The following is a 13,127-nucleotide window of genomic DNA, read 5'->3' on the forward strand; positions in this document are numbered from 1 at the left end:
GGGCCTTGCGGCCTGCTGCGCGCCGCCATACGCGGCGCCTGGCTGCGTTGTCGTCGGTCGACGGCCAACCCCGGGCCGTCTCCCTCCTCCGCCTTGCCATGCACCACGTCTGACGACGCTCGCGACGGCCGAAGGCTCACCAACACGCCCCGAAACTACCCGATACCCTTGCCCGCGTGCCTGACCCCGCGCCAGACCCGCTCAGCTGGCTGACCGAGCTGGAAGGGGTGCCGTCGGCGTTCGCCGCGGCGCGCGACGGGATCGACGCACTGCTGCGCGACCGGGGTCTCCGCCGCACCACACCCGACCAGACGACGGAGTCGCTCCTCAGGGGCGCGCACGCCTCCGCCGTCCTCGAAGGGTCGTCCTCGGCACTGGACGACGTGCGCGACGGGCGTGGCGACGAGACCGCGCAGGCGGCCCTGCGGGTGAGCACCGGTGTGCTCTCCCTCGTCCCGGTGATCGGGTCCTCCCCGCTGCAGGCGCTCGCACGACTGCATTCACTGGCCGGCAGGGGAGTGGTCGACGACGAGGCCCTCGGGAGGCCGGTCACGACCGAGGCAGCGGCCCGGTTGAACGCGCTCGGCACCACCCTGTCCTCGACGTCGGTGCCGGCACTGATGGTGGCGGCGCTCGCGCACGCGGAGGTGCTGACGGTCGCGCCGTTCGCCTCGCACAACGGAATCGTCGCGCGCGCGCTCGAGCGGCTGGTCATGGTCGCCCGGGGAGTGGACCCGGCGTCGGTCGTCGTACCCGAGGCCGGACACCTGGCGCTGCGCCGCGAGTACGAGTCGAACCTCCGTGGCTACCGCGACGGCGGCCGGTCGGGGTTGCAGGCCTGGCTCCTGTACGCCGCCGAGGCGGTCACCGCCGGCGTCGAGGCCTCGCCGCTCTCCGCCGGCTGAGCCGGTCGGAAGGGCCACACAGTTGAGCGGCACCGAAGTGAACTTCGATGCCGCTCGAAACACATGGGCCCAGGTACCAAGCTGCACGTGATCAACTGTTGCCCCGGGTGTGTCCCGGAATGCAAGCGCCCTGTAGGAAGGGTAGATCGGAGCGTGGGTTCCGCGTCCATGTGCTGGTCTGTAGTTGTTCCGCTGAGTCCTGTCTACGCCCGCTCCGCGGGCACTTCAAGGACCTAGGTGGGTTGACTTTCGCGACCCGGGCGCGACGCGTCAGAAGGGGGAGCGGCTCCTGCGCCCACGACGCGCGTTGATCCACACGGCGGCGCCCACTCCGGCCATCCCGGCGATGGCGAGGGCCGCCAGCGTGGGCTTCGCGGGTGGCAGCCGGACCCGGTTGCCGAGGGCGACCGGCCGCTCGAACACGAGGATCGGCCAGCCCCGCTCGCGGGCGATCCGGCGCAGGTCCTTGTCGGGGTTCACCGCGTACGGGTGGCCGACGATCTCGAGCATGTGCACGTCGGTGATCGAGTCGCTGTAGGCGAACGAGCCGGCCAGGTCGTACCCGCGCTTGCGGGCGAGGTCGCTGATCGCCTTGGCCTTGTTCTCGGCGTACGCGTAGAAGCGGATCTTGCCGGTGTACCTGCCGTCGGCGACCTCCATCCGGGTCGCGACGACGTGGTCGGCGCCGAGCATCTCGCCGATCGGCTCGACCATCTCCGCGCCACTGGTCGACACGATGATCACGTCACGGCCGGCGGCGTGGTGCTCCTCGATCAGGTCGACGGCCTCGTCGTAGACGAGCGGCTCGACGATGTTGTGCAACGTGTCGGCCACGATGTCGCGCACCGTCTGCACGTCCCAGCCCGAGACCAGCTGCGACATGAACTGCCGCATCTTCTCCATCTGGTCGTGGTCCGCGCCGCCGACGAGGTAGACGAACTGCGCGTAGGCGCTGCGGAGCACGGCGCCCCGTGAGATGAGCCCACTGGCCTGGAACTCACGGGAGAACGCGAACGTGCTCGACCTGGCGATGATGGTCTTGTCGAGGTCGAAGAACGCCGCGGTGGGCCGAGCGACGGGGCTCATGGGTCGAGTCTACGGAGCGCGGAGCGTCTCCTAGGGTCGTTCCGTGCCCGACCCGACCACGCTCGCGCTGCTCGCCGTCGCCGCGCTGGCGGCCGGCTTCGTCGACGCCGTGGTCGGAGGCGGCGGCCTGATCCAGCTCCCGGCGCTGGTTCTCGGACTGCCGTCCGCGAGCCCGGTCCAGGTCCTCGCGACCAACAAGCTGGGATCGATCTGCGGCACGTCGGCCAGCTCGGTGACCTACTACCGGCGGGTCCGCCCGCACGCCGGCACGTTCGTGCCGCTGATGCTCGTCGCCTTCCTCGGCTCCTTCGGCGGTGCGCTCGTCGCCGCGCGCATCCCCGAGGACGCGTTCCAGCCGATCGTGCTGGTGGTGCTCGTCGCGGTCGGTGCCTACGTGGTGTTCCGCCCGGAGCTGGGCGCGGCGACGACGCTCCGCTTCAGCGGCCACCGGCACACGCTGGCCGCGATGGGCAGCGGCCTCGTCGTCGGTGCGTACGACGGCGCCCTCGGCCCGGGCACCGGGTCGTTCTTCGTGTTCACCCTGGTCGGCCTGCTCGGGTACTCCTTCCTCGAGGCGTCGGCAAAGGCCCGGATGGCGAACTGGGCGACCAACCTGGCCGCCCTCTGCGTGTTCGTCCCCCACGACGCCGTGCTGTGGCGGGTCGGCCTGGTGATGGGCGGCTGCAACCTGCTCGGTGCCTACGTCGGCGTGCGGGTCGCGGTCTCCCGGGGCGCGCGGTTCGTGCGGATCTTCTTCATCGTGGTGGTCAGTGCCTTCGTGCTGCGCATCGGCGGCGGTCTCCTCCTCTGACGGCACGCCGGCTGGCGTCCACAGGGGCTGACCGGACGGTGGCCGTGCACAGCCGGGTCCGGTCGGGTCGGCGTACGGGCTCGGGTGGGGGAGCCTCCTCCCATGACCGAGCCCGCTTCCGCTCCGCTGCTCGTGACCGACGACGAGAGGCTCCTTGCCGACCTGGTCCGGCTCGCGGCCGCGGCCGGAGTCGCTCCCGAGGTGGCACGCGCCAGCGCGCCGGCACTGCGTTCGTGGTCCTCCGCGCCGCTGGTGCTGGTGGGCGGGGACAGGGCCGCCGACCTGGCGCGCAGCCGGCCTCCTCGCCGATCCCGCGTCCATGTGGTGGGCCACGACCCGCTGCCCGACGAGGTCTTCCGGCACGCGCTGGAGGTCGGCGCCGAGAGCGTCGCGGTGCTGCCGACCTCGGAGTCGTGGCTGGTCGAGGTCCTCACCGACGTCGGCGACGGGGGTGGGTCGCCGGGGGTCACGGTCGGGGTGGTCGGCGGGGCCGGCGGGGTCGGGACGACCGTGTTCGCCGCAGCGCTGGCGCAGGTCTGCGCAGGGCGTGGAAGCACGCTCGTCATCGACGCGGACGTGCTCGGCGCGGGGATGGACCGGGTCCTCGGCCTCGAGCGGGTCGACGGGGTCCGGTGGGACGCGCTCATGCAGGCGACCGGACGTCTCAGTGCCCGTTCGCTGCGCGAGGCGCTGCCGCGGAAAGGGGCGCTGTCGGTGCTCACGTGGCCGGTCGACCGGGCCTCGAGCCTGCAGGCGTTCGCGATGCGCGAGGCGCTGTCTGCCGCCCGGCGCGGTTTCGCGACGGTCGTGGTCGACGTACCGCGGCATCCGGATCCCGTGGTCGACGAGATCCTCGCGCGCTGCGACCACGTGCTGCTGGTCTCGACCCTGACCGTCCCGGCCGTCGCGGCGGCAGCGCGGGTCGCGCGTCGACTGCCTTCCGGCACGGGCACCGGCCTGGTCCTCCGCGGGGCTGCGGCAGGAGTCTCTCCCCGGGAGGTCAGCCGGCTGCTCGGCCTCCCGGTGGTCGCGACGATGGGCGACCAGCGCGGCCTCGACGAGGCGATCAGTCTCGGCGTCGGGCCGCTGCGTTCCGGGCGCGGCACGCTGGCGCGCGCGGCCCGGCAGGCGGCCGAGGTCGTGCTGGCCGGGGAGCGAGCAGCGGTGGCATGACCATGCTCGACCCGACTCCACCGGGCGTGCCCGACGACGTGCTGGTGTCCGTGCGCGACCACCTCGCCCGCGACGGGGCCGAGCTGACCCCCCAGCGCGTCGCCCAGGCGCTGCGCGAGGACGGCCGGCCCGTGGGTGACGCGACGGTGCTCGCCGTCCACGACGCCCTCCGGCGCGACGTGCACGGGGCCGGTCCGCTCGACCCGCTCCTTGCGGTACCCGGAGTGACCGACGTCCTCGTCAACGGCGCGGGGCAGGTCTGGCTGGACCGCGGCGACGGGCTCGAGCTGACCGACCTGAGGTTCGGCGGAGAGGAGGCCGTGCGCCGACTTGCCCAGCGGCTGGCGGCAGCGGGCGGCCGCCGGCTGGATGACGCCTCGCCGTACGTCGACCTGCGGTTGCCCGACGGGACCCGGTTCCACGCCGTGCTGGCGCCCATCGCCCGGCCGGGCACGGTGCTGTCCCTGCGGGTCCCACAGCGGCGCGTCTTCACGCTCGACGAGCTGCGGGCCGCAGGGGCCCTGAGCGACGAGGGCGCTGCCCTGCTGCGTCGCATCGTCGGGCAGCGCCTCGCGTTCCTGGTCAGTGGCGGCACAGGGTCCGGCAAGACAACGCTCCTCAATGCGCTGCTCACCCTGTGCGACCCGGCCGAGCGTCTCGTGCTGGTCGAGGACTCCAGTGAGCTGCGACCCGACCACCCCCACGTCGTCGCCCTGGAGGCACGGCCGCCCAACATCGAGGGCTCGGGGGAGGTCACCGTGCGCACGCTGGTCCGACAGGCACTGCGGATGCGCCCCGACCGGCTCGTCGTCGGCGAGGTGCGTGGCGCCGAGGTCGTCGACCTGCTCGCCGCGATGAACACCGGGCACGAGGGAGGCTGCGGCACCCTGCACGCGAACTCCGCCGTCGACGTCCCCAACCGGGTGGCCAGCCTTGCCACGGCCGCCGGGCTTCCCCGCGAGGCGGCGCTCAGCCAGCTGGCCTCCGCCGTCGATCTCGTGCTGCACCTCCACCGGCCCGCCGCCGGGCCACGCCGGATCCGCGACGTGGGCGTGCTGCGACGAGACGGTTCGGAGGTGACCGTAGTGCCGGCGGTGACGTTCGGCGCCGATCTCGACCCGCACCCGGGTCCCGGGTTCGCGACGCTGGAGGAGCTGCTGGCCCGATGACCGCCCTGATCGCGGCGTCGGCAGCGGCCGGCGCGACCTGGCTGCTGCTCCGGCCGCTCCTCGTGCCGGTCTCCCTGGCGGCATCGGGCCGTCCGCGCTCGCAGCCGGGCCTGCTGGGCGCGCTGGCGGTCGCGGGTGGCACGTCCGTCGTCGTGCTCGACGGCAGCCGGGTCGTGCTCGGCCTCGTCGCGGTGGCGGTGGTTGGCGCAGGCGCGCGTGAGCTGACCAGACGCCGGCGGGTCGCAGACGCAGAGCGGCGTGCGGAGCACGTCCTGACGATGTGCGAGGGCCTCGCGTCCGACCTCCGTGCCGGTCAGCCACCGGTGACCGCTCTCGCCGCAGCGGCCGAGGACTGGCCGGAGCTGGCCCCGGTCGCCGTCGCCGCGGGTCTGGGTGCCGACGTTCCGGATGCACTGCGCCGTCTCGGTGCCCGACCCGGGGCGGGCCAGCTGCGGATCGTGGCAGCGGCCTGGCAGGTCGCCCACCGGTCCGGAGCCGGGCTGGCCGCCGCACTGACCATGGCCGCCCAGCGCCTGCGCGACGACAGGGCGACGGCGCGGGTCCTGTCCACGGAGATGGCGGCCGCACAGGCCACGGCCCGCCTGCTCGCGGTGCTGCCTCTGGCCGTCCTGGCCCTGGGCAGCGGGCTCGGCGGCAGTCCCGTCGGGTTCCTGCTCGACTCGACGCCCGGCCTCGTCTGCCTCTGCACCGGCCTCGCCCTCGAGTACGCCGGCCTGGTCTGGCTCGCCCGGATCGCCGACCGCGTCCTGGGCCGCCGATGACCGCGGCGGCCCTGCTCGGATCGACGGCGGCAGCGGCTGCCGTGGCTCTTCTGCTCGCCCCGTCGCCGCGACGTCCGGTGGCTCGAAAGGCGCCGGAGGCCAGCCTCGACAGCGACCGCGCCGTTCTCCTCCGGTTGCGGCCGCTGTTGGCCGGCCTGGCGTTCACCGGAGCCTGGGTGTTCGTCGGCGGGCAGGTCGGGATCGTGGCCGCGGTCGCCGCCGCCGTCTTCGCATGGAAGGTCCTCGGGCGCTCGGAGAGCCCGGTCCTCCGCCGGCGCCGCGAAGAGCTCGCGCGAGACCTCCCGGTCGCGGTGCACCTCATCGGCGCGTGCCTCGACGCAGGAGCCGCGACGACCGGTGCGCTGGACGCGGTCGCCGCAGCGCTCCCGGGCGCAGTGGCCGACGAGCTCCGGCTGGTGCGGCACCGGCTGGCCCTGGGGGTCGATCCGCTCGCGGTCTGGCGCGCGCTCGACGAGCACCCGCAGCTGCGCCCGCTCGGCCGGGCCATGACCCGGGCGCACCGGTCCGGGGCCTCCGTCCGCGACGCGATCACCGGCCTGGCCACCGAGCTCGCAGCGGAGTCCCACGCCCGCACCGAGGTGCTCGCTCGCAGCGTCGAGGTGCGGGCAGCGGCGCCCCTCGGCATCTGCTTCCTGCCGGCTTTCCTCGTGCTCGGGGTGGTCCCGATGGTGGTCGGGGTGTTCTCGACGATGCGGTTGTTCGAGTGACCGCAGACGGTCCACAGCGGGCAGGCGACAGCAGTTGTCCACCGTCCCGAAATCGGTCGTCGCGGCCACCCGCGACGACGAGAAACCTCATCCCCACAAGGGAAAGACGCCACCCGGAGTGGCTCGAGATGTCAGGAGATGTGATGGGCAGGACCACGATCGAGAAGCGCGACGAGACAGGTGCGACCACCGCCGAGTACGCCGTCTGCACGGGTGCGGGTGTCGGCTTCGCCGGTCTCCTCTTCAAGTTCCTCACCAGCGACACGGGGCAGCACATCGTCAACACCGTGTTCGACCACGTCCTGAAGCTGCTGCCGTTCTGAACGGCTGCGGAGCCGGGACGACGGACGTCTGAGGAGGATCCGATGCCGGTCGGCGGGGGGCGCACTCAGGGGCACGGGCGGCACTCCCCGCCGACCACTCGGACCGAGCTGGAGGAGGACCGAATGACACCAACCAGGGACGAGTCCGGTGCCGTGACCGCCGAGGCGGCCGTCGTGCTGCCGGTCCTGGTGCTCTTCGCACTGGGCCTGGCCTGGCTGGTCGCGCTCGGGGCGACCGAGGTCCGGGCCCTGGACGCCGCCCGAGAGACGGCTCGTGCGCTGGCCCGCGGTGAGGACCCGCAGGCAAGCGTCGGCCTGGGTGCCCGGGTGGCGACGGCCGGGGCACAGATCTCGGTGCAGCACGAGGGCGAGAGCATCGCGGTCACGGTCGACGCACCGGTGCGCGGGCCCGGGGGGATCTTCGCGTTCCTGCCGGTCTACCACGCCCGGGCGAGCGCGGTTGCGGCCGAGGAGCAGGCATGGCCCTGACGACCGCTCGCAGACGCGACGACCGAGGTGCGGCGGTCGTGATCGCCGTCGGGCTCGTCGCCGTGCTGGTCTTCGTCGCGGCGGTCTCCGTCGGCACGGTCGCGATCGTGCTCGCGCACCGCCGCGCGCAGAGCGCAGCCGACCTTGCCTCACTGGCCGCCGCTGCTGCTCTCCAGCGTGGCGCTGAGCCGTGCGCTGCGGCGGCCCTGATCGCCGGCCGTCAGCGAGCCGCGGTGACGACGTGCCTCGTGCAGGGGCCCACCGTGCTGGTGGCGACCTCGGTGGCGCTACCGCCGCTGCTGGGCGGCCGCGTCCTGGAGGCACGGGCTCGCGCGGGACCGGAGCCGGTGCGCGGACCCACGCCGGGTGCTACTCCCGGGGCACTCCGGTGAGCAGCAGGTCGAGCAGTCGGACCGCACCGCGCTTGTCCAGCGGGTTGTTCTGGTTGCCACACTTCGGGGACTGCACGCACGACGGGCACCCGTCGGTGCAGGCACACGAGCCGATGGCGTCGCGCGTGGCCTCGAGCCAGTCAGCGGCAGTCTGGAACCCGCGCTCGGAGAAGCCGGCGCCACCTGGATGGCCGTCGTGCACGAACACGGTGAGCTGACCGGTGTCGGCGTGCCGGGCGGTGGACACGCCGCCGATGTCCCAGCGGTCGCAGGTCGCGAACAGCGGCAGCAGTCCGATCGAGGCGTGCTCGGCTGCATGCGCGGCGCCGGGGAGGTCCACCGGGTCGATCCCGCAGTCCTCGAGCACGTCGTCGGGCAGCGTCCACCAGACGGCCGCGGTCTCGAGCGTGCGCTCCGGCAGGTCGAGCGGCTGCTCGCCGAGCACCTCACCACTCGGCACCCGTCGCCGCAGGAAGGAGACGACCTGGTGCGTGACCCGCACCGACCCGAACGACAGCCGTGCCCGGCCCCACGCCTCGTGGGTCCGTTCGGCGACGATGGCGATGTCGGTGATCTCCCTCGCCGACGTGGAGTAGTCGACCTCGGCACGGGACACGATGGCGACCGACTCGTCGAGGTCGAGCTCGTGGACCAGGTAGCTCTCTCCCTGGTGCAGGTACACAGCCCCCGCATGGGCAGTGCCGTGGGACGACGCGTGGTCGACCGTGCCGAGCACCCGTCCGGTGTCCACCTCGACCAGGCGCACAGGAGCGCCACCCGAGGACCGGATGTCGGCGAGGTCGGAGGCGCGCCGGCGGTCGGTCCAGTACCAGCCGCGCGGCCGGCGCCGAAGCAGGCCGGCAGCGGTGAGCGCCTCCACCGCGCTCCGGGCACCGGGCCCGAAGAGTGCGAGGCCCTCCTCGGTCAGCGGCGTCTCGGCGGCAGCCGCACACAGGTGCGGACCCAGCACGTAGGGGTTGTCCGGGTCGAAGACGGTCGCCTCCACCGGTCGCCCGAACAGGCTGTCGGGGTGGTTGACGAGGTAGGTGTCGAGCGGGTCGTCGCGGGCGACCATCACCGCCAGCGCGTCGCCGCCGGTCCTGCCGGCGCGACCGATCTGCTGCCACAGCGCCGCGCGTGTGCCGGGGAAGCCGCCGAGCAGCACGGCGTCGAGGCCGGAGACGTCGATGCCGAGCTCGAGCGCGTTGGTCGCGGCCAGGCCGATCAGCTCTCCGCTCCGCAGGGCCTGCTCGAGGGCCCGTCGCTCCTCCGGCAGGTAGCCACCGCGGTACGCCGCGACGCTGTCGGCGAGCACCGGATCGACCTCCGCGAGCAGACGACGGGCTCCCAGCGCCACCGCCTCGGCGCCCTTGCGGGACCGGACGAAGGCCAGCGTGCGCACCCGGTCGACGACCAGGTCGGTCAGCAGGTCGGCGAGCTCCGCGGTCACCGAGCGGCGTACCGGGGCACCGTGCTCGCCGGCGTGCGACACGAACGGCGGCTCCCAGAGAGCCAGCGCGACCCGCCCCCGCGGGGAGGCGTCGTCGGTGACGGCTACGACCGGCAGGCCGGTGAGACGCCGTGCTGCGACCTCGGGCTCGGCGACGGTTGCCGAGGCCAGCACGAAGGTGGGGTCGGCGCCGTACAGCGCCGCGACCCGGCGCAGCCTGCGGAGCACCTGCGCCACGTGGGCGCCGAAGACGCCCCGGTAGTGGTGGCACTCGTCGATGACGACGTAGCGCAGGGCGGCGAAGAAGCGTGACCAGCGCTCGTGCCCGGGCAGCAGGGAGCGGTGCAGCATGTCGGGGTTGGTGAGCACGTACTCCGCGTGGTCGCGGGTCCACTCGCGTTCCTCAGGCGAGGAGTCGCCGTCGTGCGTCGACGCTCTCAGGTCGGGCACCCCGAGGCTGCGCACCGCGGCCAGCTGGTCCTGCGCGAGCGCCTTGGTGGGCGACAGGTAGAGCACAGTCGCACCGCGCTGACCCTTCGGACCGCGGGACGCCACGATGTCGGTGAGCCCGGGAAGGAGGTAGCCGAGCGACTTGCCCGACGCCGTGCCGGTCGAGATCACCGTGTGGGTGCCGTCGTGCGCGAGCGTCGCCGCCTCGGCCTGGTGCTCCCACGGGCTGCGTACGCCGATCCGCTGCCACGCCTCGACGACGGCGGGGTGCGCCCACTCCGGCCACGGACAGCTGCGGGCCGCCCGCGGCGGCAGCACCTCGAGGTGGGTCAGCCGGTCGTCGCGACCCGGAGCGCCGGTGATCCGCTCGACCAGCGTCTCCAGCGGAATCGTGCTCACCCGGACGAGTCTGACAGCGGCCGCCGACCTCCGGCGTGCCCCGTCGCCCCGGGGCCCGATCCGGTGCAGTCGTGATTGAATGGAAACGGACCCGTCACCGGGTCGAACGACCGGCGCACACGCCCGCATCACGCTTGGGAGAGACTGTGGACCTATCGCTCGAGACTCGTGAGGTGGCCGACCGCACGGTCGTCACCGTCGGAGGCGAGATCGACGTCTACACGGCTCCGAAGCTGCGCGACAAGATCACCGAGCTCGTCAACGCGGGCCACCACGACCTCCTGGTCGACATGGAGAAGGTGGAGTTCCTCGACTCGACCGGCCTGGGGGTGCTCGTGGGCGGCCTGAAGAAGGTGCGCGCCCAGCAGGGCTCGATGGAGCTGATCTGCAGCCAGGACCGGCTGCTGAAGATCTTCCGGATCACCGGCCTGGCGAAGGTCTTCACGATCCACGACTCCGAGACCGGCGCGCTCGGCGTCTGAGCCGCTTCCGGGCACATCGCCCCAGGACGGCGTGATCTGGCTCACCCCACGGTCGTGACGGGGGACACACGTGCGTAGACTCCGGCCCGGTCTGTGTTAGCCGAACCACACCGAGGAGAAACATGACCGGGCTCATTCCCGAGGTCGTGCAGCTCGACGGCTCCAACCTCGTACTCGTCGTCGTCGTGGCGGTGATCGCGCTGGGCGCGCTCGCCATGGCAGCGATGTTCCGCAACGAGGTCCTGGCTGCCGGCGAAGGCACGGACAACATGAAGAACATCGCGCACGCGGTCCAGGAAGGCGCCAACGCCTACCTCACGCGCCAGTTCCGCACGCTGGGCGTCTTCGCCGCGATCGCGTTCGTGGCACTGCTCGCCCTCCCCGCCGACGACTGGGGCGTCCGCTTCGGCCGCTCGTTGTTCTTCCTGGTGGGTGCCGGCTTCTCCGCGAGCGTCGGCTACCTCGGCATGTCGCTGGCAGTGAAGGCGAACCTGCGAGTGGCCGCGGCGGCGAACGAGACCGGCCGCGACCCGGCGATGAAGATCGGCTTCCGCACCGGCGCGATGGTCGGCATGCTCACCGTGGGCCTCGGCCTCCTCGGCGCCAGCATCGTCGTCATCATCTTCAAGGACGAGGCACCGCACGTGCTCGAGGGCTTCGGCTTCGGCGCCGCGCTGCTGGCGATGTTCATGCGTGTCGGCGGCGGCATCTTCACGAAGGCCGCCGACGTGGGCGCCGACCTGGTCGGCAAGGTCGAGCAGAACATCCCGGAGGACGACCCGCGCAACGCGGCGACGATCGCCGACAACGTCGGCGACAACGTCGGCGACTGCGCAGGCATGGCCGCGGACCTCTTCGAGTCGTACGCCGTGACGCTGGTCGCCGCGCTGATCCTCGGCTCGCAGGCGTTCGGTGACAAGGGCCTCGTCTTCCCGCTGCTGATCCCCGCGATCGGTGCGCTGACCGCCGTGCTCGGCGTCTACCTGACGGTGCCGCGTGCCGGCGAGAACGGCCTGAAGACCATCAACCGGGCGTTCTACATCTCGGCGGGCGTCGGTGCGCTCGCCTCGATCGTGCTGTCGTTCGTCTACCTGCCCGGCAGCTTCGGTGACTTCGAAGGCGTCCCGAGCAACGTCCTGGACCGGATCTCCAGCAGCGGCGCCGACGGCGACCCGCGCCTGATCGCGTCCGCCGCCGTCGTGATCGGCATCGTCATGTCGGCAGGCATCCTGGCGCTGACCGGGTACTTCACCGGCACCGAGTACAAGCCGGTCAAGGACGTCGGCAAGACCTCGCTGACCGGTGCGGCCACGGTGATCCTGTCCGGCCTCGCGGTCGGCTTCGAGTCCGCCGTGTACACGACCCTGGTCATCGGTGCGGCAGTGTTCGGGGCGTTCCTGCTCGGCACCGGCTCGCTCACCATCTCGCTGTTCGCGGTGTCCCTGGCCGGTTGCGGCCTGCTGACCACCGTCGGCGTGATCGTGGCGATGGACACCTTCGGACCGGTGTCCGACAACGCCCAGGGCATCGCAGAGATGTCCGGCGACGTCAGCCCGGCGGGAGCGCAGATCCTCACCGAGCTGGACGCCGTCGGCAACACCACCAAGGCGATCACGAAGGGCATCGCCATCGCGACCGCGGTGCTCGCGGCGACCGCGCTGTTCGGCTCCTATGCGACCTCGGTGCTCGACGAGCTCGTCAAGTCGAAGGCGACCGAGTTCTCCCTCACCGACTTCTTCGTGTTCAACCCGGCCGTCCTCGTCGGGGTGCTCCTCGGCGCGGCCGTGGTGTTCCTCTTCGCCGGCCTGGCGATCAACGCGGTCGGTCGCGCAGCCGGCGCGGTGGTCTTCGAGGTCCGCCGCCAGTTCCGCGAGATCCCGGGGATCATGGAGGGCACCGGTCGCCCGGAGTACGGCAAGGTCGTCGACATCGTCACGAAGGACTCGCTGCGTGAGCTGGTGACACCCGGTCTGCTCGCGGTGCTCGCTCCGATCGCCGTCGGCTTCGGCCTCGGTGTCGCGTCGCTCGCGGGCTTCCTCGCCGGCGCGATCGGCACCGGCACGCTGATGGCGATCTTCCTGGCCAACTCGGGCGGTGCCTGGGACAACGCCAAGAAGCTCGTCGAGGACGGCCACCACGGCGGCAAGGGCTCCGATGCCCACGCGGCGACGGTCATCGGCGACACCGTCGGCGACCCGTTCAAGGACACCGCAGGTCCGGCGATCAACCCGCTGATCAAGGTGATGAACCTGGTCTCGCTGCTGATCGCAAGCGCCGTCGTCTCGATGAGCGTCGGCAAGGACCAGCACGACGGCCTGCGCATCGTCATCGCGCTCGTGGCCGTCGCGATCATCGCGGTCGCGGTCTACATCTCCAAGCAGCGCGAGGTCGCCATCAGCGACGACCACGACGACAGCGGGTCCTCGGCGTTCGCGCCGCACCCGCAGGCCTGAGTTCAGCGCGCAGCACGGGCCGTCACCTCCGGGTG

The 13,127-nt window shown here is 72.5% G+C and carries 13 protein-coding genes; 11 read left to right on the forward strand and 2 right to left on the reverse strand.

The window, feature by feature from the left end:
• Positions 1-176: 176 nt before the first annotated feature.
• Positions 177-905: an oxidoreductase gene (locus ACVW00_RS21890; protein ID WP_457113005.1), complete on the forward strand. Its 729-nt coding sequence runs from the start codon at positions 177-179 to the stop codon at positions 903-905.
• Between the two features lie 270 nt (positions 906-1,175).
• Here ACVW00_RS21890 and ACVW00_RS21895 read toward each other — a convergent pair whose 3' ends face one another.
• On the reverse strand, positions 1,176-1,991 hold the full coding sequence (locus ACVW00_RS21895; protein WP_457113006.1) for an HAD family hydrolase: 816 nt from the start codon (positions 1,989-1,991) through the stop codon (positions 1,176-1,178).
• 43 nt (positions 1,992-2,034) lie between these two features.
• On the opposite strand from ACVW00_RS21895, the gene ACVW00_RS21900 reads away from it, so the two are divergent.
• From ACVW00_RS21900 to ACVW00_RS21935, 8 genes are all read left to right on the forward strand, one after another.
• Positions 2,035-2,802 carry a sulfite exporter TauE/SafE family protein gene (locus ACVW00_RS21900; protein ID WP_457113007.1) on the forward strand — a complete coding sequence of 256 codons (768 nt, stop codon included), beginning with the start codon at positions 2,035-2,037 and terminating at the stop codon, positions 2,800-2,802.
• Between the two features lie 102 nt (positions 2,803-2,904).
• Entirely contained in the window at positions 2,905-3,975 is a 1,071-nt protein-coding gene (ssd, locus tag ACVW00_RS21905) for a septum site-determining protein Ssd (RefSeq protein WP_457113008.1), read from the forward strand.
• On the forward strand, positions 3,972-5,144 hold the full coding sequence (locus tag ACVW00_RS21910; RefSeq protein ID WP_457113009.1) for a TadA family conjugal transfer-associated ATPase: 1,173 nt from the start codon (positions 3,972-3,974) through the stop codon (positions 5,142-5,144). The genes ssd and ACVW00_RS21910 overlap by 4 nt, the downstream gene beginning before the upstream one ends.
• The gene (locus ACVW00_RS21915; RefSeq protein ID WP_457113010.1) at positions 5,141-5,926 is read left to right on the forward strand and encodes a type II secretion system F family protein; all 786 of its coding nucleotides are present in this window, start codon (positions 5,141-5,143) and stop codon (positions 5,924-5,926) included. The genes ACVW00_RS21910 and ACVW00_RS21915 overlap by 4 nt, the downstream gene beginning before the upstream one ends.
• On the forward strand, positions 5,923-6,654 hold the full coding sequence (locus tag ACVW00_RS21920) for a type II secretion system F family protein (RefSeq protein ID WP_457113011.1): 732 nt from the start codon (positions 5,923-5,925) through the stop codon (positions 6,652-6,654). The genes ACVW00_RS21915 and ACVW00_RS21920 overlap by 4 nt, the downstream gene beginning before the upstream one ends.
• 143 nt (positions 6,655-6,797) lie before the next feature.
• Positions 6,798-6,977 carry a DUF4244 domain-containing protein gene (locus ACVW00_RS21925; protein WP_457113012.1) on the forward strand — a complete coding sequence of 60 codons (180 nt, stop codon included), beginning with the start codon at positions 6,798-6,800 and terminating at the stop codon, positions 6,975-6,977.
• A 123-nt stretch (positions 6,978-7,100) separates the two neighbouring features.
• Complete coding sequence (locus tag ACVW00_RS21930; protein ID WP_457113013.1) at positions 7,101-7,466, forward strand: TadE family type IV pilus minor pilin; 366 nt, start codon at positions 7,101-7,103, stop codon at positions 7,464-7,466.
• Entirely contained in the window at positions 7,457-7,858 is a 402-nt protein-coding gene (locus ACVW00_RS21935; RefSeq protein WP_457113014.1) for an Rv3654c family TadE-like protein, read from the forward strand. Before ACVW00_RS21930 ends, ACVW00_RS21935 begins: the two co-directional genes overlap by 10 nt.
• Here ACVW00_RS21935 and ACVW00_RS21940 read toward each other — a convergent pair.
• The gene (locus ACVW00_RS21940; RefSeq protein WP_457113015.1) at positions 7,836-10,157 is read right to left on the reverse strand and encodes a DEAD/DEAH box helicase; all 2,322 of its coding nucleotides are present in this window, start codon (positions 10,155-10,157) and stop codon (positions 7,836-7,838) included. The two genes, ACVW00_RS21935 and ACVW00_RS21940, sit on opposite strands and share 23 nt — an antisense overlap.
• A 146-nt stretch (positions 10,158-10,303) precedes the next feature.
• Between ACVW00_RS21940 and ACVW00_RS21945 the strand changes: the two genes are divergently transcribed.
• Both ACVW00_RS21945 and ACVW00_RS21950 read left to right on the forward strand, forming a co-directional pair.
• Positions 10,304-10,639 carry an STAS domain-containing protein gene (locus ACVW00_RS21945; RefSeq protein WP_457113016.1) on the forward strand — a complete coding sequence of 112 codons (336 nt, stop codon included), beginning with the start codon at positions 10,304-10,306 and terminating at the stop codon, positions 10,637-10,639.
• 122 nt (positions 10,640-10,761) lie between these two features.
• The gene (locus ACVW00_RS21950; RefSeq protein WP_457113017.1) at positions 10,762-13,092 is read left to right on the forward strand and encodes a sodium-translocating pyrophosphatase; all 2,331 of its coding nucleotides are present in this window, start codon (positions 10,762-10,764) and stop codon (positions 13,090-13,092) included.
• The last annotated feature ends 35 nt before the right edge of the window (positions 13,093-13,127 follow it).

The sequence above is a fragment of the Marmoricola sp. URHA0025 HA25 genome (genome assembly GCF_054059435.1).